Consider the following 23,172-nt stretch of genomic DNA (forward strand, 5'->3'; position numbering starts at 1 on the left):
TTAAAACAGTTGTTAGGGGGCCATCCGCCCCTGTTTTTTCTGGTAGGATTCATAGAGGAGATAAAGCCCGTCGAGCATGAGCGACCGGTCGATCGCGAGGAAGATGTCGGTTTCGTCCCCGACCAGTTTGGCAAGCCCGCCGGTGGCGACGACCCGCACGTCACCGCCCATCTCACGTTTCATCAGGCTGACAATGTTGCGGACCGCCCCGACATATCCGTTGACCGCCCCGGACTGGAGGCTGGTGACGGTATTGCGCCCGATCACCGACGCGGGGCGCACCAGTTCGACCCGCGGGAGCTTGGCCGCTTTGGTGAAGAGCGCGTCCATCGAGATTTTGATGCCCGGATAGATGGCGCCGCCGAGGTACTCCCCCGCAGGACCGATTGCATCAAAGGTGGTAGCGGTGCCGAAATCGACCACGATCAACGGTCCGCCATACTTTTTATATGCAGCGATCGCAGCGACCAGACGGTCGGCGCCCACATCCCGCGGATTGTCGTAGCAGTTCACAATGTCAAAGGGGAGGTTGTCCCCCACGATCAGCGGTACCTTATTATAAAAGTATTTTTTGACTGCGTTGGTGATCGAGTACATCACCTGGGGCACGACCGAAGCGATCACAATGTCGCTGATGTCCCGGCGGTCGAGGCTGTTCTCCTGAAAGAACTGGCTGGTAAACAGCCCAATCTCATCCGAAGTGATGTCGCGGTTGGTGACCAGGCGGAACGAAGCAATGATCTCATTCCCACTGAAGACCCCAAATTCCATATTGGTGTTGCCGATGTCGATTGCGAGCAGCATAGCGCTACCTCCATAAGGATTTGATAGGATAGAAGTGGCTCCAAAACCGCATAGGAATTTGAAACCGTTTGGTCATAAGGCTTATTTTATAGCGTATCCCCCTGCCCGTCAATAGGAATCGGTATAATTTTTGTGAAATTTTGGAGGGAGGCAAAAAGAGAGATGCTGTGAAGAGACGGTTTTTTTGGATCCGGGAGAATTTTGCCGAAAAGATATTGACGTCCGGCAGCGAAACTGCTATACTAAATAGGCGTTCTTTGCTAGTGTAGCACAGTCGGTAGTGCAGCGCATTCGTAATGCGCAGGTCGCCTGTTCGAGCCAGGTCACTAGCTCCAAACCCCTCGAAACCTCGGGTTTCGAGGGGTTTTTTGCGTTCTGAAAACACCAGTTTTTTGGAAATTATGAAAAGGGATGGGCGTGGAAAACCGCATCTGGCCTTGCAGCAGGATATCTGGATAAAAAAGGTCTCAATATTTTCGTTATTTAATGCGAAAAAACAGTATTTTTATTCTGATTCGTTCCATGCTACAATGAAAATAACAAAAGCAGAGGGGGATACAACAGAATCTGCACACTTTGCAGTAGAAACCGGCAATGGAGGGAAAGAAAATGGCAATTTCGTATGTGAAAAAGGATGCGATCCGGCTGGAGATGAAACAAGGGTTCGGACAGGCCGAGCTTCTGGCGGGCAGTTATCAAGGCGGGGTGCGCGCCTACCGGTGCAGGCTAGACGCAGGATGCCAGGTCAGCCCGGAGATGGTTGAAAACACCTTGCAGGTGTTCTGCCTGACAGATGGCAAAGGCGCGATTATCACCCCGGAGCGGGCGTACTGCATTGATGAGGTCTCGTTTTATGTCGCTGACCCGGACTCCCATTTTACCTTTCACGCGGCAACCGATATGACGTACACGATGTTTGTTGTGGAGCAGAAGCCTGCGGACCTCGAACGGTTCCATGCGTTCCATATGAAGCTGCCGTTCTTCAAGGGACTGTCCCAGTGCACCGAATACTGCCAGGACTGCAAATCCGCAAGTTCCCGGAGCTTTTCAGTCATTCCAACCAAGCGGCTCTGCCGGGTCCTGATGGGGGTTGGCGAGGCGTCTGCGGAGAACAGTACCCAGCCCGAAGGGTGCTTCGAAAAGGGCCATCCGGCGGTTGCCCAGTGGAATGTCCCGTTCGGGGACACCGAGATGCTCCTGACGGTGGACGGGGAAACAGTGGAACAGGAAAGCGGCGATTTCAGCTATGTACCGGCGGGCCTGGACCACTCGCTCCAGTGCAAACCGGGCAGGAATATTCACTATATCTGGTTCGAACACTATGTGCAGGAGAGGGATTATCTGGTCAGCTATCCCCGGAGCTGACCGCAGGCAGGAGGAGGTTACACATGAACGGACAAGCGCGGTATATCCCGGTGGAATCCCCGTTCCGTTTGGCGGTGATGAACTGCCACTACATCAAATTCCCGCTGACCTGTTTTCTGGATGCGGCAAAGCGGTTTGGATTCCGGGAAATTGAGCTGTTTGGTGCGATGCCCCATTTCTTTCTGGACGATGTGGACGGCCTGCTGGTTGAGCAGGTGATCTGCGAATGCCAGAAACGCGGCCTGAAGCTGTCCAGTTTCTGTCCGGCACAGGGCGCCTACCCGATGAATATTGCGATCGATGAGGAGCCAATCCGCCGACGCACCGTCCGAATGCTGAAAAAGGCGCTGCGGATCGCCGGGAAGATGGGCTGCGAGACCATGCTGGTTTCCCCCGGATTCGGGTACCATAACCAGAGCAGGGAAATCTCATGGGCGCACAGCCGCAGATCCCTTGAGGAGCTGGCGGATACCGCGCAGGAGAACAACGTCGTCATCACCATCGAACCGCTGACCCCGACCACAGCCAATCTGGTGAATACCAGCCGGGAGGCAGCGCAGATGATCCGGGAGGTCAACTCCCCGTTCCTGAAAAGCATGATGGACATCGGCGTGATGAACTATATGGACGAGTCGGTTGACGAGTATTTTCAAAATCTGGGCAGCGACCTGCGCCACATCCATTTCACCGACGGGCCGGGCGCGCATGTTGCCCTGGGGGACGGCAGCTTCCCGATGGCACGCTATCTGGAGGAGATCCGACGAAATGGATATACCGGTATCCTGTCGTTCGAGATCAATGACAAGCGTTACCTGCTCAACCCTGATGAGGCGCTGCGCAAGAATGTCGCGTGGCTGAAAGACAACGGCCTGAGCGGCTAGGGGACGCTTCACATCCGCAGGAAGTTTTTTCTCTTGTAATTTGGAAACCGCAGCCTTTGAAAAAGGCTGGTGAAACTGTTCGCCGCGATAAAAACGAAAGGGAGATGATACGAGTGAACACCAAAAAGCTGTTGCTGCGCTACTGCGACCTGATTGATCTGGTGGTGGAATTTGCGTGGCGGATTGCAGCGGCATTGTTGGGGCTGCTGATGTCTGCGCTGGCGGTCCAGATCTTCCGCCGCACCCTTTTCAAGGCGCCGATCTTCGGCATTGAGGAGGGCGTCACAGCCGCTATGGTCTGGTTTGCGGCGCTCGGTGCGGTGGTGGTGACCCGTCAGAACGGCCACGCACAGGTGGAATTTTTCCTGCGCTTCCTGCCGGGACAGGTGAAAAAGGCGGTTAATGCGCTGGCCTATCTGTTGGGCGGGATGGTCAGCGTGCTGATGGTAGAAGGCGGGCTTCGGCTCTACCGGGTACAGGCTAAGGCGGTGCCGCAGGGCGGGCTCCCGTTCGGACGTGTCTACTACTATGCGCTGCCGATGATCGTGATGGGGATTCTGCTCGTGCTGGTCTGCCTGAGCCAGATCCTCCGCATCTATGTGCAGGATGAAAAGGCCAGAGAAGGAGGGGATATGATATGAGCATCTGGGTCTATCTGATTCTGTTTCTGGTGCTGATGCTGCTGGACGTGCCGATCTCGTTCTCGATGATGACCACCACCGCACTCTACTGCTTTGAGACAGCGACCAATTTCAGCCTGTTTGCGAATACCATGTCCAACGCGATGGCTGGTTTTACCATGCTGGCAATCCCCACCTTTATCTTTGTCGGCTCCTATATGAACCTGCTCGGATTCTCGGACGACATCTTTGACTTTGCGAAAGCGCTCGTGGGGCACCGGACCGGCGGCCTGGCACACGCCAATGTGCTGGCGTCGATGATCTTCGCGGGCATGAGCGGCAGCGCAATCGCGGATGCGGGCGGGCTTGGCGCGATCGAGGTCAAAGCGATGACCGACGCAGGCTATGACGACGGCTTTTCCGCCGCGGTCACCGCAACCAGCGCCGGCATTGGGCCGATTATCCCGCCGAGCATCAGCTTCGTCATCTATGGGTCGATGACCTCGATCTCGATCCTCACCCTGTTTATGGCGGGTTTCCTCCCGGGCGTCCTGATGGGGGCCAGCCTGATGGTTATGTGCTATATCATGGCCAAGCGGAACCCCGAAATCGCACCGACCACCCCGAAACAGCCGCTGATGGCCGCGCTGAAAAGCGGTGTGAAGGCGCTGCCGGCGCTGGGTGCACCGGCGCTGCTGCTGGGCGGCATGAGCGGCGGCATGTTCACCGCTACCGAAGGCGGCGTGATGGCATCGGTCTATGTGGTCGTGCTTTCGCTCATCTACCGCCGGTTCTCGTTTAAAAACCTCTGGGAGACCCTGCGCTCCTCAGTGACCACCACCACGATGGTCCTGTTCATGATGGGCGCCGGGCAGATTTTCAACAATATGATTACCACCTGTGGCCTGATGGGCAAACTGCTGGACGGTATGATGAGCCTGAGCAACCCGTTCCTGGTGCTGCTCGCACTGGATGCGATCCTGTTGTTCGAGGGCTGCTTCATGGGCGGCAGCTCGATCCTGATCCTGATGACCCCGTTCATCATGAGCCTTTCACTTGAGATGGGATTCGATCTGGTGCATCTGGGCGTCGTGCTGGTGCTCACCACCATGATCGGAGGCACCACCCCGCCGATGGCCCCGGCGCTGTTCACCACCTGCAAATGCTGCAACGTCAGCTTTGAGAAGGCGCTGCGGCCTGCACTCTGGCTGCTGATCCCGCTTGCGGTCCTGCTGCTGATGCTCACCTATATCCCCGCGCTTTCCACCGCAGTCCCGTCCCTGTTGGGATTGATGTAAAACACAAAGCACCCATTTTCAAGACCCAATCATAAAGGAGGATATTCTTATGAAAAAGGCACTATCCCTGTTGTTGGCACTTTGCTTAACAGGCGCCGCCCTCAGCGGCTGCGGCGGTTCCTCGAGCGCGAGCAGCGCACCGGCTTCCAGCCAGCCCGCCAGCTCGGCGGCTGCGCCCAGTGAGTCGGCTCCGGCCAGCCAGCCTGAGGCAGCAGGCCCCACACCGGAAAAACCGATTACGCTGAAATTCGGCAACTCGAGCGCGCCGGACAAGCTCGGCAGCGTTGTGATGGAAACGTTCTGCGCCAATGTCACCGAGCGCACCAACGGCGCGGTAGTCTGCGAATGGTATCCGGCCAGCCAGCTCGGCAACGGCACCGCACAGATCGAAGCGACGATGGCAAACAACCAGGGCGGCGTTGCCACCGCGCTCGACTCCTATTCCACCTGGTGCAACGACCTCGGCATCCTGTCGGTCCCGTTCCTGTTCGAGGATGCGGACTCGGTACTTGAATTCATGGCGTCTGAAAAGGGACAGGGGATGCTGGATTCACTCGCAAACGACGCGAACCTCAAGGTCCTGAACTATGAGTTTGTCCGTCTGCCCCGCGTGCTGATCTCCACCGAGGACATCACCCATCCGGAAAACCTCAAGGGCAAAAAATTCCGGGTCGCAAACATCCCGCTCCAGGCGAAGATGTTCCAGTATTGGGGCGGCACCGTCAACCAGATCGGCTTTAACGAGTATCCCGAAGCGCTGATGCAGGGGGTTGTCAATGCGGGCGAGACGAGCAGCGAGTCGTTCTCGACCTCCAAGTTCCACCTCTACGCGCCCTATATCGCGGAAGTCAACTTCCAGTACCCGCTCGACTGCATCGTCATGTCAAACGAGGCGTTTCTCTCGCTCAGCCCCGAGCAGCAGCAGATCATGCTTGACTGCGCGCAGGAGGCTGCGGACGAGTACAACGAAAAATGCTATGCGGAGTTCGAAGCATACCGCCCCACGATGATCGAAGAAGGCGCAGTCTTCCTCGACATTGACCGCAACGAGTGGATCGAAAACATGCAGGGATTCTATACCCAGCTTGAGGAGGAATCCTTCTTCAACGATCCGGAGCTGATCGCCTATGCGACAGCAATGAAACCCTGACTGGATAACCAGACAATGGGACAAAAACTCTGTTGAAAGATCGAGTTTTGCACCGGCGGAGGTCGGCTGCTGCGTCGGCCTCCGCTTTTTGCGCCCAAAATCAGGAAGAACCCCCTCTGTTTCATATCCATTACAACGTTTCGCCAGCCTGTTCAAAGGCTGCGGTTTCCAAAGGCAGAGCCTTTGAGCGCACCCCACAGGGTACGCAACGCGTTCTCCTGTGAAGCGCATGTTGCAAGTAAAAAAGCTCCCCGAACGGAGGGCGGCAGATATGAAACAGGATTTCAAGATGGAAAGAAAGGTGATACAGCCATGAGTTACATGATAGGCGTGGATGTTGGCGGTACCTTTACCGACCTGTCCGTGTTCAACACCCAAACCGAGCAGATTTTCAACTACAAGCTCAGTTCCACCCCACAGGACCCGTCCCAGGCGATCGTAACCGGCATCGAGACGCTGCTTGGACTGCTCGGAATGCAGGCGGAGCAGATTTCCTACCTGGCGCATGGTACCACAGTGGCAACCAATGCTCTGATCGAAAAGAAGGGCGCGCGCATCGGGATCATCACCACCGAGGGCCTCAAGGACCTGATGGAGATCGGCTGGCAGAAGCGTCCCAATCTTTACGACCTGCTCCGCCCCAAGGCACAGAGCATCGTCCCCGCAGGTTTGAAATGCGAGGTACCCGAGCGCATCCTCTGCGACGGCTCGGTCAAAACCCCGCTCGACGAGCGGGCTGCCATCCGGGTGATCCGCTATCTGAAAAAACAAAAGGTACAGGCAATCGCGGTCTGCACCCTGTTCAGCTACCTCAACCCGGTCCATGAAAACCGCCTCAAGGAGCTGATCCGGGAGCATTTTCCGGAGGCTTACGTTTCGGTTTCCCACGAGCTGGTCCACGAGTTCCGGGAGTATTCCCGCATGAGCACCACCGCCCTGAACGCCTACCTGGGACCGGTCATGAAGGAGTATGTCCGTCACTTCGAGGAATCGGTCAAAAAGGTCGGGGTCAAGGTCAGCCCGTATGTCACCCAGTCGAACGGCTCGATCATCTCGATCAGCGAAACGATCGACTGTCCGATCAAGACCGCGGTTTCCGGCCCGTCGGCAGGCGTGATCGGCGCGGCCTATCTGGGCGGGCTGTGCGGCCTGCCGAACATCATCACCTTCGACATGGGCGGCACCAGCATCGACGTCAGCCTGATTGAGGACGGAAAGCCCCAACTGAGCAACGAACGGCTGGTCGAAGGCTATCCGGCCCGTATCCCGATGATCGACATCATCACGCTGGGCGCGGGCGGCGGCTCGATCGCCAGAATCGACGAGGGCGGCGCCCTCAAGGTGGGGCCGCAGAGCGCGGGCGCGACCCCGGGCCCGGCCTGCTATATGCGCGGGGGCGTCAACCCGTGTGTCACCGACGCCAACATCCTGCTCGGCAAGCTCAACCAGAAGAAGATTCTGGGCGGGCGGATGGAGGTCGATCTGGAGCTTGCGAAACAGGCGATCCAGACCTGCATCTGTGACCGTTCCTCCCTGAGCCTTCCGGAAGCCGCTGCCGGGATCATCAGCGTCGTGAACTCAAACATGATGCGCGCCATCCGGATCGTCAGCGTGGAGCGCGGCTACGACGCGCGTGACTTCGCACTCATGGCATTTGGCGGCGCGGGTCCGCTCCATGCTTGCGAGGTCGCGGAGGAACTGGGCATCCGGAAGGTCCTGATTCCGCCCAACCCCGGCACCCTTTGCAGCCTCGGGCTTCTGATGGCCGACACCCGGTTCGACCTCTCACGTTCCCGCATCATGCTCGCCCAACCCGAAAACATCCCCGCGATCAACACGGTTTTACAGGAGATGATCGAAGAGGGCAGCGATCTGCTCGACCGGGAAAAAATCCCCGCCGCACAGCGCAGCTTCTCCGCCTCGGTGGACGCGCGGTATGAGCGGCAGAACTACGAAATCAACATCCCGCTGCGGGAGCCTGCGGTCACTGAGGAGATTCTCGGGGAGGCAATCCAGCAGTTCCATGCGGCGCACGAGAAAAATTTTGGGTACAGCAACGAGGCATTCCATGTGCAGCTGGTCAACTTCCGGCTGTCTGCGGTCGGAGAAGTCGAAAAACCCGCTCTGGTCTGTAAGCCGCTCGAGCCGGATGCGGCTCTGCCTGCGCCGCAGGAGATCCGGCAGGTACTGTTTGTCGGGGAGAAGGATTACATCTCCACGCCGGTCTATCACCGCGACGGGTTTGTCCCCGGCCTGCAGGCGGAAGGCCCGATGATCATTGAGCAGATGGACTGCACAACCGTCATCCCGCCCCACTGGAGCATCTTCACCGACGGGTACCTCAATCTGCATGTCAATTACAAGGGAGGCGAGGAACAGTGAGCACAAAGCGGAATCCGGTCGATCCGGTTACAGTCGAAATCGTGGGGAACCTGATGCTCTCGATCGCGGAGGAAACCTGCCTTTCGATCATCAAGAGCGCCTATTCCACCAACATCAAGGAGCGGCGGGACGTTTCTGCCGCGGTGGTAGGCCCGGAGGGGGATCTCGTGGCGCAGGCGGACTATCTGCCGATCCATCTGAACGCCTTCCTCACCTTTATCCCCTATATCTACCAGCATTTCGACCGGGCCAAAATCCGTCCGGGCGATATGTTCATCGGCAATGACCCCTATCACGGCGGCGGCAACCATCTGCCCGACATCGTGGTGGCAATGCCGGTCTTTGGGGACGGCGCAATCATCGGATGGGTGGTCAACATGGCCCATCATTCGGACATCGGCGGCATGGTTCCCGGCTCGACCTCCAGCTACGCTGACAGCATCTTTCAGGAGGGCATCCGGATCCCGGTGATCCGCATCTGCAACGAAGGGAAGCTCAACGAGGATGTGTTCCAGCTGCTGCTGGGCAACACCCGCGTCCGGGAGGAGCGGGAGGGCGACCTGACCGCCCAGATTTCCTCCAACCGGGTGGGCGCGCGCCGGATGGAGGAGGCGTTCGCCAAATACGGCGACCGCCTGACCGCCTGCATGGAGGAGCTGCAAAACTACTCGGAGCGGCGGCTGCGGGCAGCGATTGCCAGCGTGGCGGACGGGGTCTACTCGTACACCGACTATCTGGACGACGGCGGCGACAACAGCCCAGACCCGCAGACCATCTCGGTGGATATCCGCATCTCGGGCGACAGCATCGTCTTTGATTTCAGCAAAACCTGCAAACAGCTCAAGGCGCCGCTGAACATCTCGTACAACACCCTGCTCGCCTCCTGCTTCTATTCGCTCAAGGCGCTGTTCGGCGCGGATATCCCCGCCACCAGCGGCATCTTCCGGGTATTCGAGGTGGTCGCGCCAAAAGGTTCGCTGGTCAACCCGATCGACCCGGCCCCGCTGGGGCTCACGATCAATGCGGCCCAGCGGCTGCCCGATGTCATCTTCGGCGCGCTGGCCGAGGTCGCCAGCGAACGGGTGCTCGCAGGCTGCAACAGCACCTGCCAGACCACTGTATTCACCCGGGAGGACCCGCGCCATCCGGGCAACACCTTGATCTGTCACGAGGCGATTGCAGGCGGTTCGGGCGCGAGCAGGCACGCCGACGGTCTGAGCGCGGTGCAGGTCCACATGACCAATACCTCCAACATGCCGATTGAGGCGATGGAGACCGAATTCCCGATCCTCATGATTAAAAAATACAGCCTGCGCACCGACAGCGGCGGGGCAGGCGAATTCCGCGGGGGGCTTGGGATCGACCGCGAATTTGAGATGCTGCTCGACGGCATCCAGTGCAAGGCAACCGGCGACCGGCAGAAGTTCGCCCCCTATGGCCTGGAGGGCGGCAGGGATGGCGCAACCGGCGCGTTCTTCCGGGAGATGGATGGGGCGCGCACCCGGCTTCCAGGCAAGAGCACCGGCAACCGGATGGAAAAGGGGGAAATCCTTGTCGCGCTGACGCCCGGCTCGGGCGGCTATGGGGACCCGCTCCGCCGCCCGCCCGAAAAGGTGCTCGACGATGTAGCGGATGGGTATGTCTCGGTCGAAGCGGCCCGCGACCAGTATAAAGTGGCCGTCAACCGGGACAGCGATGGCATCTGCACCCTCGACGTGGAGGCCACCCGCGCGCTGCGCGCCGCGGTCAGGTGAGCATCTGAAGGTGCCCCGCTGCCGCTTCGTTCCGGAGAAACCGGTCCAGGTAATCCATGAACAGCTCCATGCTTGCTTCATAACCAGTGCGCGGAATCCGGTGGGTCAGCAGGTAGCAGGTGCGGGGCGGCGGTGGGTTGGTAAGCCGGTGGATGGAAACCTTGCATGAACGCTGGATTTCCAGCGCCATTGAGACCGGTGCAACACACCAGCAGTCGGTGGGGGTTGAGAAGAAGTCCTTGACCAGCAGCGCATCCCCCAGCCCGATCGCCGGGTCGGCATAGTACCCGAACCAGTAGTTGCGCCAGTGCCGGTAGTCCTGATGGTACTGGAACAGGATTTCCTTAGTGGGGTCCAGCTCGCTGGGATGGACATCCGGCCCATATTCCCCCGGCGGCAGCGGGGAACCGCTCTGCACCATCAGCACGTTTTCTTCGCTGAGCAGCGGCTGGTTGATGACATTGCTGTAAAACGACGGCAGCACCGAAAATCCGAGGTCGATCTCCCGGTTTTCCAGCGCGGGGTAGAGCGCGGCCGACTGCATCGACTTGACCATCAGGCGGATCTGGCGCTGTTCCTTCCGGAAGATTTCCTGCAGGAGATAGGGGAACAGGTACTGGATCAGGCTGGCCACCGCCCCAATATAGAAGGTGTGGCTCCCATGCATCGTGTGCAGGTCCTGCGCTTCCGCCCAAAGCGCCATCCAGCGCTCGGCAATCCGCACGAAGTCCCGTCCATAGGGGGTCAGCTCAAGGGTGCGGTGCCCCTTGTGGCGGATGAACAGGGTTGCATTCAGCTCCTTTTCCAGCATCCCCAGCCGATGGCTAAGGGTGGACTGCGACATATAGAGGGCGCTGGCCGCTTTGGAAAGGTTGCGCTTCTCCACCACCGCGAAAAAAATTTCGATGTCCTGCTGGGTCATCCGCACTCCGCTCCTTTATATGGATTCCATATCATTTTATTGTCTTAGAACCTGTATTCATAATCAGAGGATGCCGGATGGGCGAGGGATTTTGCTGCCCTGCAAGGCGAAAAAATGCAGACAATCCTTTGTGTATTGCAAGATTTTTCAACGCGGCAGGCCAGCCAAAGACCCGCTCAGGCGGTGTCGAATGGTTGTGAATACGGGTTCTTAACAGTATACCACGTCCGGGCACCAAAAACAAACGGTTGGCGTCCGGCTGAGAAAGTGAGGTTTTCGCTTATGATTCAGGTCAGCAAAAAATCCGCCGGGAACCAGCAGGGGCCGGTCGAAGAGGTCCCGGTCCTCGCTGGGGCCTGTGATCGTGCAGAACTCTTCCGCTGCACCATACAGGCCGGATACGCCTGGAAGCCGCCCCTGTTCCCGCGTCCGGCAGTGACGCAGATGTTCCTTTTCCTCGGAGCGGGCGGGTATGTGGCCACCCCAACACAGGCGTTCAGCATCACCGAGCCGTCTTTATTCGTCCCGGATTTTGACAGGGAGGAGGTCGCCATTCAGGCGGGAAGCCAGCCTCTCGAATGTATCCGGATTGTCAGCCGGATGAACGAGGAGGACTGTAACCAGATCGGCAAGAGCCACATGGTTTTTCCGCGCTTCCGGCCGTTCTCACAGGCATGGGAACACACGATGCGCACCATCGACGCGGAAGGCGCCAATACCCGGGCGTTCGTGCTGATCGAGAACCGGAAGCTGGGCGCGAACAACATGGGACTGTTCCGGTCGGCCCAGCCCGGCGCTTCGAAGGTCGCGGAGGATATGCTCCCCACCTATGACCAGTTTATCCTCTGCCTGGAACAGGCCGGCTGTACCCTGTGGGTCGATGAGGAGGAGGCCGCGCTCAGAGAAGGGGACATTGCATACATCCCGCATGGGAGCCGGTTCCGTTTCGAATGCGGGCCGGATGGGCGCATCCATCATGTTTGGTACACGCTCAACCGGGCCTATGACTGAGAGATTCGGGAAAGGAGAGGATCATATGAGTAAAATCCGTCTGTTGCAAGGGGGCTCGGTCCAGCACCGGTTCGATGGAAATGGTCTGTCCCGTCAGCCGCTGATGCCGGAAGCCAACGAGGAAGCCAAACTGTTTGAATGCACCCTGAAGGCGGGCTGTGTCTGGGAGCCGCCGCTCTTCCCCTTCCGCGAGAAAATCCAGATGTTTTTCTTCACCAACCAGACCGGTTTTGTCCGCACCGAAACCCAGAGCTGGAATATCGAGCAGGGGGTCTTCGTCCCTGACTACGACCGGGAAAGGGTCGCGCTCCATGCGGGTGCGCAGGACCTGCATTTCCTGCACATCGTAGGCGGCCTGAACGACTACGACCGGGAAACGATGGCCAACTGGTGCATCAAGCTGCCGCGGTTCCGCAATTTTGACCAGTGCGTCCAGTATACCGAGGGGTTCACCGGGGATGCTGGCTCGAATGTGACATCCCGTCTGCTTATCGAAGGCAGGGCCTGCGGCCGCTGGAGCATGGGCTGGAATGAGGGGATGGGTCCCACCTTCATCGGGGAACATGTCCATAAACATCTGGTGCAGTGGTACTACGTCCTGCCGGATGGCTCGTTCACCTACATTGCGGGCGGGGATGAGCAGGATCTGGGGCCGGGTTCGCTCTCATATACCGAAGCAAACACCCCACACGGCTCCCGGTCGGCGGAAGGAAAGCGGATCAATTACATCTGGCTCGAACTGGCCACCAATGGGTATCCGGTGGGACCGGACGGGTTCCCAGGGCTTTGAGAGCGGTTCTGCATCTTTTGGGAGAATTAGACAACGGTTTTTTCCAAAATTTCCGCCCAGAAAGGGCAAGGAAGCGGCAGCGATTCCCACTTGGGGCGCTGCCGCTGTTTTTTTCTGGGAGCCTATCTGGGCTGGAAAGCGTTAAATCATATATAATTTTGTAACTTTCTACTGTTTTTTTATCTTATATGATCGTTTTGATTGACAAATTATGCAATCGCTATTGCTATTTTGCCCATCTATGTGCTATAATCCCAAGAGAACAGATTGTTTGCCTGTGCGGGTGCTGAAAATGGAAAGCTTGCGGCTGGAAGACAAAACCATTTTAAGAGCACGCCGCCTGTCGGCGCTGGCAGGCTGGGAGTTGTTTGCGGAAAGAGCGGTGTTCCGATTGTCGCAAAGATCCCCGAGGCAGGACATCGCGGGGGAGGAATTTACAATGAAAAGCATACGGGGAAAGATACTCTTTTATATGCTGATGACGGTACTGGTTCTTTTGTCCATATTGGGCCTGACAAGCGTCAGCCTCACCTATATCAGCAGCAGGACGCTGTTGGAACAGACGATGGGTGAAACCGCACAGATCGCTGCGGTGCGGGTGGAGCAGGAGCTGATCTCCTACGCGAATGTTGCAACAGATGCAGGCGCGGTTGCAAGGCTGGCGGATTTTTCCCAGGGTGCGCAAGCCAAACAGGAGATCATCAACCAGTGGTGTGAAGCGCATGGATTTATAAGAGGCAATATCATCGGTACAGATGGAAAAAGCATTTTTGACGGTACAGACTATTCCGACCGCGATTACTTTAACAAGTCGATGCAGGGCAATACCTGTATTTCTGACCCGCTCCTGAGCAGGACCACCGGAAAGATTTCGATTATTGTGTCTGCGCCGCTCTGGGAAGGCGGCGTCCCGGGCAGCAAAGTGGTAGGGGTGGTCTATTTTGTGCCGCCGGAAACTTTTTTGAATGATATCGTATCCAAAGTAAATATCAGCGAGCACAGTGCCGCCTATGCGATCAATGCGGATGGAATGACCATCGCTGACAACACAATAGAGACGATCATGGTGCAGAACATTGAGAAGGAGGCGCAAAGCGACGCCTCCCTCAAATCGCTTGCACAGATTCATACCAAAATGCGGCAGGGGGAAAGCGGATTTGACTCGTATGTAATCAACGGGGTCCGAAAATTTTCCGCCTATGCTCCTATCCCGGGAACAGCGGGAACCAACGGCTGGAGCATCGGCCTCACTGCGCCGCAGGCGGATTTTCTGGGTTCCACCAATCTCGCGATCATCTGCACCGGTCTTTTGCTGCTGGTTTCGGTGGTTGTGGCGTCGGTTATTGCATACAGGCTGGCCAACGGGATCGGGGTGCCGATTAAACAGTGTGCGGACCGCCTGCGGGCACTGGCAGAAGGGGATATGCATTCCCCTATTCCCCAGATCAAAAAGAAGGACGAAACAGGCATCCTCGCGGAGGCAACCGAAAAGATTGTTTCCACCACGCGCGATATCATCACGGACATGGGCTGGGGACTCAGTGAGATGGCCGATGGAAACTTTGAGATTGAGAGCAATTCTCAACATTTATACATTGGAGATTTCCAGCCCCTTGCGGCTTCGATGTACAAGATTATGGAGCAGCTCACGGCTACACTGCTGCGGATCGACGGGAGTGCCGAGCAGGTTGCTTCCGGTTCGGAGCAGGTTTCGGTAGGCGCACAGGCGCTCTCACAGGGGACGACCGAACAGGCTTCTTCCACAGAGGAGCTGGCCGCAACCATTGCCGACATCCTGCGCCAGGTGCGGGAAACCGCCCAGAACGCGGAAGAGGCCCACGTCCGTTCGATCGATTCGGGCAAGGAAACCGAGGTCTGCAACCGGCAGATGCAGGAGATGATCTCGGCGATGAACGAGATCGAACACAAATCGACCGAGATTGGGAACATCATCAAAACGATCGAGGATATCGCGTTCCAGACCAACATTCTGGCGCTGAACGCTGCGGTAGAGGCTGCCCGCGCGGGGGTGGCAGGAAAAGGCTTCGCGGTTGTTGCGGATGAGGTGCGCAACCTGGCGAGCAAATCGGCAGAGGCCTCCAAGAGCACTTCGGCGCTGATCGAAGGCTCGGTCAAAGCGGTACATAAGGGGACACAGATTGCGAACGATACAGCAGAGTCGCTTTCCAAAGTAGTGGAAAGCGCACAGACAGTTTCCCATCTCGTAGATCAGATCGCAGCTGCGGCTGCGGAGCAGTCTAATGCGATCGAGCAGGTTACAGTCGGGGTGGATCAGATTTCCAGCGTTGTGCAGACAAACTCTGCTACAGCAGAGCAAAGTGCGGCAGCAAGTGAAGAACTCTCCCAGCAGGCGCAGATGCTCAAGAATCTCGTGGCCAAGTTCAAACTTCGTCGCTCGCAGAGAGAGGGCAGCATGATTTCGTAAGCGGTGTTTTTTGCAGATATATTTTAGAGGAGGCTTAACGATGTTAAAAAAACTGAAGCTGGCGCCAAAGCTCGCCCTGACAATCGGCAGCGTTCTAACGGTGATTCTGGTCATTCTGATTGCAATCACGATTTCTCTGTCCAAAGCGGCGATTTCGACTGCGACCTATGGGGAACTGATGGCGATTTCCAAGTACAATTCCATGCAGATACAATCCATTCTGGATGAGGCGGAAACGGTTGTGGCAGATATGCAGAGCTATCTGCAGCGGGCGTACGATTCCGCAAAAACCGCGGATAAGGCACAGGTCACAGTCCCAACTGACCCTGCGGCGATTGCGCTCTGCCAGAGCCAGATTTACAACGCAGTACTCAATCCTATCACTTATGACATCGAGCTTTATCTGCGTGAAACCGCTCGTACAGGCGCAATATCCAGCCAGGATATAGTCGGCATAGGTGTTATGTTCGAGCCATATAAATTCCAGAGCAATATACGCGATTACAGCTTTTATGCATCTGAAACGATTGGGGATGGAAAAATCCCTTCCCTGGGTACCTACCAGAGCTATTCAGCGCTGGATGACTATCAGCTTGCGATGACCTCCAAAATCCCGTCTGTGACTAGTCCATATGAATATAATGGGGATCAGATCGTTTCTTATGCAAGCCCGATTGTTTATAACAATGAGATATGGGGTGTTATCTCGGCTGACATCCGGATCAGGAATTTTGACCGGATTGATACCACCAGTGAGACCTATCCCAGCATGTATGCTACCATTTTCGACAGCTCAGGGCTGGTTATCTACGACAGCGACCCTACTGCGGGAAGCGGCCAGACGCTCGCGGACTTTACCCCGGACACCGAGGAACTCTCTGCCATGCTGAGCATGATGAAACAGAGCGAGGCTTTCCAGATCGAGACGACCCGTGAGGACGGTCGGAAGGTTACCCGGTTTTTCACCCCGCTTAAAGCTGCGGACAAAACATGGTGGTCGCTGACAGCGGTAGAGACAGAAGATATTAACGAATCTATCGTCGTCACAACTTTCTGGATGGTAGCGCTTGCAGCGCTTGCACTCGTTTTGATTATTTTCACCATCATTCTTCTGCTCAGGAGAGTGCTTGGGCCGGTAGATGGCATCGTGTCAGCTGCAAGGGATATTGCAGCCGGCAAGCTGAACGTTCAGCTTCAGGTTTCATCCGAGGATGAAATTGGCGTCCTTTCCAGGACATTTATGGAGATGACCCAGACCCTCAACCGGATTGTTACCGATATGAAATACATCCTGGAAGAGATGGCAAGCGGAAATTTCGCGATCAAAACCAGAGCGGAAGAGAGCTACGTTGGAGAGTTCGAAGGCGTTCTGCTGTCAATCCGCAAGATGAACCGCAGATTGAGCAGTGCACTCAGCCAGATCAATGCTTCTGCCGATCAGGTGACAGCAGGAAGCGAGCAGATGTCCTCCGGCGCGCAGGCGCTGTCGCAGGGTGCTACCGAGCAGGCTGCTTCGGTTGAAGAGCTGGCGGCAACGGTTGCAGCAATTCTGGATCAGGTGCAGCAGACCGCACAGAATGCGGCGGAAGCGCGTGACAAATCCAATGAGGCCGGTGAGGAAACCCAGGTTTGCAACGAGCAGATGAAGTCGATGATTTCAGCGATGGATGAGATCGGCAAGAAATCGTCGGAGATCGGCAAGATTATCAAGACGATCGAGGACATTGCGTTCCAGACCAATATTCTGGCGCTGAATGCTGCGGTAGAAGCCGCTCGTGCAGGCGCGGCGGGCAAGGGTTTTGCGGTTGTTGCAGATGAGGTCCGCAACCTCGCGAGCAAGTCGGCAGAGGCTTCCAAGAACACTTCCACGCTGATTCAGGGCGCGGTAACCGCGGTGGAAAAGGGAACCCAGATCGCCAACGATACAGCGGAATCGCTGGTCAAGGTGGTGGAAAGCACTCAGACCGTTTCCGGGATTGTCGATCGCATTGCAGAGGCGGCTGCGGAGCAGTCCGCTTCGATCGGGCAGGTGAACCTCGGAATGGAGCAGATTTCCAGCGTTGTGCAGACCAACTCCGCTACGGCGGAGGAAAGCGCAGCATCCAGCGAGGAACTCTCCAGCCAGGCCCAGATCCTCAAAGGTCTGGTCGGGCAGTTCAAACTCCGGGAGACCAATGGCGTGCAGGACAGCTATGCTCCAAGGGCGCAGGAGGTCAGAATGGACCCGGTGATGATGGCCGACGACAAATATTAAAAGACTATAAGCACAGAAACCGGATAGTGTTTGCTATCCGGTTTCTCAATGCCTGTGAAGATTTGCCCGATTGTTTCAGAAACTCTTTGAAAAAATATGTGGTAACATTCAAAAGCCGCCCGGACGAATCCGAGCGGCTTTTCTGTGTGAGATGCTGTTTTATTTGGATTTCATCTGTTCGCGCATACGCTGGGCGTGGTCGAGGATGCGTTTCCGGATGCGGATGCTCTTAGGTGTGACCTCCAGAAGCTCGTCGTCCCCAAGGAACTCAAGCGATTCCTCAAGCGAGAACCGACGGGGCGGGATCAGGCGCAGGGCATCATCCGAACCGGAGGCGCGGGTATTGGTGAGCTGTTTGCGTTTGCAGACATTGACGGCAATATCCTCGTTCTTGGGCGACATGCCGACCACCTGTCCGGCGTAGACCGGCTCACCCGCCCCGAGGAACAGGGTACCGCGTTCCTGAGCGTTATAAAGGCCATAGGTGATCGTCTCGCCGGTCTCAAACGCGATCAGCGATCCGTTGTTCCGGCGGGGAATCTCCCCTTTGTAGGGTGCATAGCCGTGGAAGAGGGTGTTCATAATCCCTTCCCCCTTGGTATCGGTAAGAAATTCGCTTTTGTAACCGAACAGCCCCCGCTCCGGAATGATAAAAACCATCTTCATCCGGCTGCCGACCGGCTCCATCGACTGAAGCTCGCCTTTTCGGACCCCCATCTTCTCCATGACCGCACCCGACGATTCAGCAGGCACGTCGATCGTCAGTTCATCGAACGGCTCGCACTGTTCGCCGTCGATCTCCCGCATCAGCACCTTGGGGGTGCTCACCTGGAACTCGTATCCCTCACGGCGCATGTTCTCGATCAGGATCGAAAGGTGCATCTCGCCGCGCCCGCAGACGATAAACGAATCCGCAGTATCCCCGTCCGAAACCCGGAGCGAGACGTCGCGGAGCAGTTCCCGGTTAAGCCGGTCGCGGATCTGGCGGGTGGTGACAAATTTTCCTTCCCGTCCGGCAAACGGGCTGGTGTTGACCGAGAAGGTCATTTCCACCGTTGGCTCAGAGATTTTGACAAAGGGGATCGGCTGATGGGTGCCCGGGGCACAAACAGTGTTGCCGATATTGATGTCTTCGATGCCCGAGAACATCACAATGTCGCCGACTGTGGCGGACTCGACCTGTGTACGTCCAACACCGGTGAACTGATAAATTGCAGTGATCTTTCCCGGACGGTTTAACTCCTTGTCGTGGTAGTCGCAGACGGTCACCTGCTGGTTGACCTTCATGGTGCCGCGCTCGATCCGTCCGACCGCGATCCGCCCTACATAGTCGTTGTAGTCGATCGACGAAACCAGTACCCCAGTCGGCTCGTCCGGGTCCCCTTCGGGCGGCTGGATGTAGTCCACGATCGTATCCATCAACGGCTGGAGGTCTACCCCCTGGGTTTCGGGGGAGTAACTTGCAGTACCATCCCGCCCGGAGCAGAATACCATCGGGCTATCGAGCTGGGCGTCGGTTGCGCCGAGATCCATCAGCAGCTCGAGCGCCTCGTCAACCACCTCATAGACCCGCGCATCCGGTCGGTCGATCTTGTTGATGACGATGATAACCGCAAGGTCAAGCTCGAGCGCCTTGCTCAGTACAAACCGGGTCTGGGGCATCGGGCCTTCGGCCGCATCGACCAGCAGCAACACCCCGTTGACCATCTTGAGCACCCGCTCGACCTCTCCGCCGAAGTCGGCGTGTCCGGGGGTGTCAACAATGTTGATCTTTACGCCTTTGTACTCGGCGGAGGCATTTTTCGCAAGAATGGTGATCCCGCGTTCCCGCTCGATGTCGTTTGAGTCCATCACCCGCTCCTGCACCGCCTGGTTTTCCCGGAAGGTGCCGCTCTGTTTGAGCATCCCGTCGACCAGCGTGGTCTTGCCGTGGTCAACGTGGGCGATAATCGCAATATTTCTCAGGTCTTCACGTTTGATATTCATAATACCGTTCTTCCTATCCGCCGCAGGTTGCGGCACAAAATACAACTTTAATCTGTTATAATATACCGTCAATCGGTGGCTCTGTCAATAAAAAAACGGTATTTTCGTCCGGAAACCTGTTTTGTATCTGTGCGAATCGTTTTTTACGGAGGCTTTTTGGCATAACGCAAATAAACCAGCCGCCCAGCAGGGCGGCGGCAGTCAAAAAATTGCGGGGTCGGGGGGCAGTGAGACAACGTCAGTTTGGTTCCGGACCAAACTGACAGGCGCAAGGCGCCTTCCTCGGGGCTTCTCGGGCTTTCGGCCCGAAGCGCGCAAAGCGCGACGCCCCTGCGGGCTGTCTTGCGGGAGAGGGGTCGGCGACCCCTCTCCGCAGGCCCCACCCCGGCAGGCTGGGCGAGTTCTTCTGTTCCATAATTTAAAGTTTTACTCAATTTTTTTCAAAAAATTGCGGTTTCCAAAGGCAGAGCCTTTGGTCGCTCATCGCAATGAGCGAAATATTTTATCCTGTGAAGCGCGTTTTTCGGGTGAATTGCCGCGTAGCGGCAAGAGGGGGCTTTTTGCAAGTGAAAAAGCCCCCTTGCATAAATAAATACGAAACAGGTTCTCAGACCGGAATTCCCAGCTCGTCGATCTTCTCCCGCAGTTTGAGAAAATCTTCGAGCGAATCCGGCTTGTTGACCGGGTTGCGCAGCAGCGCCGCCGGATGGAAGGTCCCCATCATCAAAATCCCGTTGCGCTCGAAAAAGGTGCCATGCTGCCGGGTGACTTTAAATTTGGGGTCGATCAGGGAGCATGCGGAAACCCGTCCAAGGCAGACGATAATCTTCGGGCGGAGCAGGTAAACCTGATTGCGCAGATACCCCATGCAGGCCTCCATCTCGTCCCGCTCGGGGTCACGGTTTTTGGGCGGACGGCATTTGACCATGTTTGCGATATAGACATTGGTTTCGCGTGAAAGATCTATGTGCGCCAGCAGCTTGTCGAGAAGCTGCCCGCCCCGCCCGACAAACGGAATCCCCTGTAAGTCCTCGTTTTCGCCCGGGCCTTCTCCAATAAACATCACCTTGGCGTGTGGGTTTCCCACCCCAAAGACCACATTGGTCCGGGTTTCGTGCAGCTTACAGTTTTTGCAGGAGAGCACCGTCTCGCGGAGCTGGTCAAAATTTTCGATCATGTTGGTTACCCCCTTGGCGGTTGCGTTCTGGTTGGATTGTTTTTTCAAGTATAGCACAAGCGGGCCGGAAAGGGAAGATTGTTAATTGTATGACAATACTTGCAAAATGTGTCCACAAAAGGTAGAATAAAAGGAGGAAATCCCCAATTTTTAAACTACAGGAGGATGAAATCAGTATGGCTGAAAAATTCATTGTTGAAACTTCCGCGCGCCATGTTCATGTTACCCAAGAGCATCTGGAGATTCTGTTTGGGAAGGGCGCTGAACTGCACTATAAAAAGGAACTTTCCCAGCCGGGACAGTATGCCTGCGAGGAGCGGGTGGACGTTGTAGGCGCAAAAAAGACCCAGAAAAACGTCTCGATCCTCGGCCCCTGCCGTTCGGCAACCCAGGTTGAGCTTTCCCTGACCGACGCGCGCGCGATCGGCGTTGATGCGCCGATCCGGGAATCGGGCGATGTCAAAGGTTCCGGCTCCTGCAAACTGGTCGGTCCCTGCGGCGAGGTCGAGCTGACCGAAGGGGTCATCGCTGCGAAACGCCACATCCATTTTGACCCGCAGTCCGCAGAGAGCTGGGGCGTCAAGGATAAAGAGACCGTTTCGGTCAAGATTGACACCAACGGCCGTTCGCTGGTCTTTGGCGACGTTGTCTGCCGCGTCCATCCTGATTTCCGTCCGGCCATGCATATCGACACCGATGAGTCCAATGCCGCTGCCTGTGCGGGCGAGGTCATGGGTGAGATCGTAAAGTAAAGAATCCGGAATATTTCGTCTGGCAAAACCGGAAAAACACCGCGGCAGGGTGCTGCGGTGTTTTTGCCTTATCATATCGGATTTCTTTGGCCCTCTGACTGGATTTTTCCAGACAGATGCGTTATAATGAAAAACACACTTTAAATGGTCAAAGAGGTGCAATATGTCAAACCAACAGATAAAGGGTGGCCACGAGCCGCAGAATGGGCAGTTCCGAAGCAGGATCGGGTTTATTATGGCGTCGGTAGGCTCCGCGGTCGGGATGGGGAATATCTGGATGTTCCCTTACCGGCTTGGGCAGTACGGCGGCGCCGCATTCCTGATCCCGTATTTTTTGTTCGTCGCACTTTTTGGTGCGGTGGGGCTTTCCGGTGAGTTTGCCTTCGGGCGGCTGACCGGTACAGGCCCGATTGGCTCCTATGACTACGCGATGGAATCCCGCGGCAGGAAGGGTGGAAAAGTTCTGGGCGCAATCCCGCTGTTCGGGTCGCTCGGCATCGCGATTGGTTATGCGGTAATCGTCGGCTGGGTGCTGCGCTCGCTCTCCGGGGCAGTCACCGGCGGCCTTTTCGCGCAGGATGCAGAACATTTTTTTGCTGGTATGACCGGGCCTTTTGGCAATATCCCCTGGCATGTCGCGGTCATCCTTCTGGCGGTGGTGATCCTCGCCAGCGGGGTTATCAAGGGGATCGAGAAAGTCAACAAGATTATGATGCCATCGTTTTTTCTCCTGTTTCTGGTCATTGCGGTGCGGGTGGCTTTCCTGCCCGGTGCAATGGAGGGCTATGCCTATCTGCTGATTCCCAAGTGGAGCGCCCTGCTTGACCCCTACACCTGGGTTATGGCGATGGGGCAAGCATTCTTTTCCCTCTCGATCACCGGGTCCGGCATGATTATCTACGGCAGCTATCTTTCCAAAAAGGAGGACATCCCACATGCCTCCGCGCTGACCGCTGTTCTGGATACGCTGGCAGCGCTGGTATCAGGGTTTGCGGTGATCCCGGCTGTATTCGCGTTCGGGCTTGACCCGCAGGCCGGTCCGCCGCTGATCTTTATCACTCTGCCGAAGGTGTTTGCGCGGATGCCTGCCGGGCAGCTCTTTGCGGTGCTCTTTTTCCTGTCGATCCTCTTTGCCGGTACCACTTCTCTGGTCAATATGTTCGAGGTTGTCTGCGAAGCGGCCCAGCGCCATCTGCGCCTGCATCGGCTCCCTGCGCTTGCGCTGGTGGGCGGGACCGCATTTGCAGCTGGGGTGTTCATTGAGTATGAACCTTACCTCGGAAGATGGATGGATGCAATTACCATCTGGGTGGTCCCGATCGGTGCGGTGATCGGTGCAGCCATGATCTATTGGGTGCTGGGGCTGCCGGCGATCAAAAAGGAGCTGATGACCGGGCGGGACAAGCCGCTCTTCCCCGGGTTCGATTTTCTCGCCAAGTATCTCTATGTCCTGCTTGCCGCAGTGGTTGTGGTACTCGGCGTGGTGTTCGGCGGAATCGGCTAACCGGCTCCTGCCCAGGAGCCATAAGAGGAAGCCTTTCCCGCCTGCGCCGGTCTTTAGACCGGCGCAGGCGGCAGGA

17 protein-coding genes and 1 tRNA gene are annotated in these 23,172 nt (G+C 56.8%); 14 read left to right on the top strand and 4 right to left on the bottom strand.

Annotated features, from left to right (window positions below; translation table 11 throughout):
- Positions 1 to 12: 12 nt before the first annotated feature.
- Positions 13 to 804 (bottom strand): type III pantothenate kinase, encoded by a 792-nt coding sequence (locus C814_RS12580; protein ID WP_016315695.1) that lies wholly within the window; start codon positions 802 to 804, stop codon positions 13 to 15.
- A 259-nt stretch (positions 805 to 1,063) separates the two neighbouring features.
- On the opposite strand from C814_RS12580, the gene C814_RS12585 reads away from it, so the two are divergent.
- The 8 genes from C814_RS12585 to C814_RS12620 all read left to right on the top strand — a co-directional run bounded on the left by C814_RS12585 (position 1,064) and on the right by C814_RS12620 (position 10,254).
- Positions 1,064 to 1,139: transfer RNA gene (locus tag C814_RS12585), tRNA-Thr, on the top strand.
- 274 nt (positions 1,140 to 1,413) lie between these two features.
- Positions 1,414 to 2,169, top strand: coding sequence for a cupin domain-containing protein (locus C814_RS12590; RefSeq protein WP_016315696.1), 756 nt, complete (start codon positions 1,414 to 1,416; stop codon positions 2,167 to 2,169).
- Positions 2,170 to 2,192: 23 nt separating this feature from the next.
- A complete protein-coding gene (locus C814_RS12595) occupies positions 2,193 to 3,050 on the top strand; it encodes a sugar phosphate isomerase/epimerase family protein (protein WP_016315697.1) in 858 nt (285 codons plus the stop codon).
- A 113-nt stretch (positions 3,051 to 3,163) separates the two neighbouring features.
- Complete coding sequence (locus tag C814_RS12600; protein WP_016315698.1) at positions 3,164 to 3,691, top strand: TRAP transporter small permease; 528 nt, start codon at positions 3,164 to 3,166, stop codon at positions 3,689 to 3,691.
- A complete protein-coding gene (locus C814_RS12605) occupies positions 3,688 to 4,968 on the top strand; it encodes a TRAP transporter large permease (protein ID WP_016315699.1) in 1,281 nt (426 codons plus the stop codon). Before C814_RS12600 ends, C814_RS12605 begins: the two co-directional genes overlap by 4 nt.
- 49 nt (positions 4,969 to 5,017) lie before the next feature.
- The gene (locus tag C814_RS12610) at positions 5,018 to 6,118 is read left to right on the top strand and encodes a TRAP transporter substrate-binding protein (protein WP_016315700.1); all 1,101 of its coding nucleotides are present in this window, start codon (positions 5,018 to 5,020) and stop codon (positions 6,116 to 6,118) included.
- Positions 6,119 to 6,430: 312 nt separating this feature from the next.
- Positions 6,431 to 8,500, top strand: coding sequence for a hydantoinase/oxoprolinase family protein (locus tag C814_RS12615; RefSeq protein ID WP_016315701.1), 2,070 nt, complete (start codon positions 6,431 to 6,433; stop codon positions 8,498 to 8,500).
- Positions 8,497 to 10,254, top strand: coding sequence for a hydantoinase B/oxoprolinase family protein (locus C814_RS12620; RefSeq protein ID WP_016315702.1), 1,758 nt, complete (start codon positions 8,497 to 8,499; stop codon positions 10,252 to 10,254). Before C814_RS12615 ends, C814_RS12620 begins: the two co-directional genes overlap by 4 nt.
- On the opposite strand, the gene C814_RS12625 is transcribed toward C814_RS12620, so the two are convergent.
- A complete protein-coding gene (locus C814_RS12625) occupies positions 10,247 to 11,176 on the bottom strand; it encodes a LysR family transcriptional regulator (protein ID WP_016315703.1) in 930 nt (309 codons plus the stop codon). The genes C814_RS12620 and C814_RS12625 overlap by 8 nt on opposite strands.
- A gap of 282 nt (positions 11,177 to 11,458) precedes the next feature.
- Between C814_RS12625 and C814_RS24125 the strand changes: the two genes are divergently transcribed.
- The 4 genes from C814_RS24125 to C814_RS24550 all read left to right on the top strand — a co-directional run bounded on the left by C814_RS24125 (position 11,459) and on the right by C814_RS24550 (position 17,677).
- Entirely contained in the window at positions 11,459 to 12,187 is a 729-nt protein-coding gene (locus C814_RS24125; RefSeq protein ID WP_016315704.1) for a hypothetical protein, read from the top strand.
- 25 nt (positions 12,188 to 12,212) lie between these two features.
- Entirely contained in the window at positions 12,213 to 12,977 is a 765-nt protein-coding gene (locus C814_RS12635; protein ID WP_016315705.1) for a cupin domain-containing protein, read from the top strand.
- A 439-nt stretch (positions 12,978 to 13,416) separates the two neighbouring features.
- Complete coding sequence (locus C814_RS12640) at positions 13,417 to 15,423, top strand: methyl-accepting chemotaxis protein (RefSeq protein WP_016315706.1); 2,007 nt, start codon at positions 13,417 to 13,419, stop codon at positions 15,421 to 15,423.
- 40 nt (positions 15,424 to 15,463) lie between these two features.
- Positions 15,464 to 17,677 (top strand): methyl-accepting chemotaxis protein, encoded by a 2,214-nt coding sequence (locus C814_RS24550; RefSeq protein ID WP_016315707.1) that lies wholly within the window; start codon positions 15,464 to 15,466, stop codon positions 17,675 to 17,677.
- A 159-nt stretch (positions 17,678 to 17,836) separates the two neighbouring features.
- Here C814_RS24550 and typA read toward each other — a convergent pair whose 3' ends face one another.
- Together typA and C814_RS12655 are read right to left on the bottom strand one after the other, a co-directional pair.
- Positions 17,837 to 19,663 carry a translational GTPase TypA gene (gene typA / locus C814_RS12650; protein ID WP_016315708.1) on the bottom strand — a complete coding sequence of 609 codons (1,827 nt, stop codon included), beginning with the start codon at positions 19,661 to 19,663 and terminating at the stop codon, positions 17,837 to 17,839.
- Positions 19,664 to 20,270: 607 nt separating this feature from the next.
- Positions 20,271 to 20,840, bottom strand: coding sequence for a uracil-DNA glycosylase (locus C814_RS12655; RefSeq protein ID WP_016315709.1), 570 nt, complete (start codon positions 20,838 to 20,840; stop codon positions 20,271 to 20,273).
- 176 nt (positions 20,841 to 21,016) lie between these two features.
- On the opposite strand from C814_RS12655, the gene pduL reads away from it, so the two are divergent.
- Entirely contained in the window at positions 21,017 to 21,592 is a 576-nt protein-coding gene (gene pduL / locus C814_RS12660) for a phosphate propanoyltransferase (RefSeq protein ID WP_016315710.1), read from the top strand.
- Between the two features lie 163 nt (positions 21,593 to 21,755).
- A complete protein-coding gene (locus C814_RS12665; protein ID WP_016315711.1) occupies positions 21,756 to 23,096 on the top strand; it encodes a sodium-dependent transporter in 1,341 nt (446 codons plus the stop codon).
- The last annotated feature ends 76 nt before the right edge of the window (positions 23,097 to 23,172 follow it).

It is taken from the genome of Anaerotruncus sp. G3(2012) (assembly GCF_000403395.2).
In the GTDB taxonomy this organism is placed as follows: domain Bacteria; phylum Bacillota; class Clostridia; order Oscillospirales; family Ruminococcaceae; genus Anaerotruncus.

Excerpts from the sequence above, each read along its gene's own strand:
- C814_RS12580 (WP_016315695.1), bottom strand. The coding sequence starts at position 804 with ATGCTGCTCGCAATCGACATCGGCAACACCAATATGGAATTTGGGGTC.
- C814_RS12590 (WP_016315696.1), top strand. The coding sequence starts at position 1,414 with ATGGCAATTTCGTATGTGAAAAAGGATGCGATCCGGCTGGAGATGAAA.
- C814_RS12595 (WP_016315697.1), top strand. The coding sequence starts at position 2,193 with ATGAACGGACAAGCGCGGTATATCCCGGTGGAATCCCCGTTCCGTTTG.
- C814_RS12605 (WP_016315699.1), top strand. The coding sequence starts at position 3,688 with ATGAGCATCTGGGTCTATCTGATTCTGTTTCTGGTGCTGATGCTGCTG.
- C814_RS12610 (WP_016315700.1), top strand. The coding sequence starts at position 5,018 with ATGAAAAAGGCACTATCCCTGTTGTTGGCACTTTGCTTAACAGGCGCC.
- C814_RS12615 (WP_016315701.1), top strand. The coding sequence starts at position 6,431 with ATGAGTTACATGATAGGCGTGGATGTTGGCGGTACCTTTACCGACCTG.
- C814_RS12625 (WP_016315703.1), bottom strand. The coding sequence starts at position 11,176 with ATGACCCAGCAGGACATCGAAATTTTTTTCGCGGTGGTGGAGAAGCGC.
- C814_RS24125 (WP_016315704.1), top strand. The coding sequence starts at position 11,459 with ATGATTCAGGTCAGCAAAAAATCCGCCGGGAACCAGCAGGGGCCGGTC.
- C814_RS12635 (WP_016315705.1), top strand. The coding sequence starts at position 12,213 with ATGAGTAAAATCCGTCTGTTGCAAGGGGGCTCGGTCCAGCACCGGTTC.
- C814_RS12640 (WP_016315706.1), top strand. The coding sequence starts at position 13,417 with ATGAAAAGCATACGGGGAAAGATACTCTTTTATATGCTGATGACGGTA.
- C814_RS24550 (WP_016315707.1), top strand. The coding sequence starts at position 15,464 with ATGTTAAAAAAACTGAAGCTGGCGCCAAAGCTCGCCCTGACAATCGGC.
- typA (WP_016315708.1), bottom strand. The coding sequence starts at position 19,663 with ATGAATATCAAACGTGAAGACCTGAGAAATATTGCGATTATCGCCCAC.
- C814_RS12655 (WP_016315709.1), bottom strand. The coding sequence starts at position 20,840 with ATGATCGAAAATTTTGACCAGCTCCGCGAGACGGTGCTCTCCTGCAAA.
- pduL (WP_016315710.1), top strand. The coding sequence starts at position 21,017 with ATGGCTGAAAAATTCATTGTTGAAACTTCCGCGCGCCATGTTCATGTT.
- C814_RS12665 (WP_016315711.1), top strand. The coding sequence starts at position 21,756 with ATGTCAAACCAACAGATAAAGGGTGGCCACGAGCCGCAGAATGGGCAG.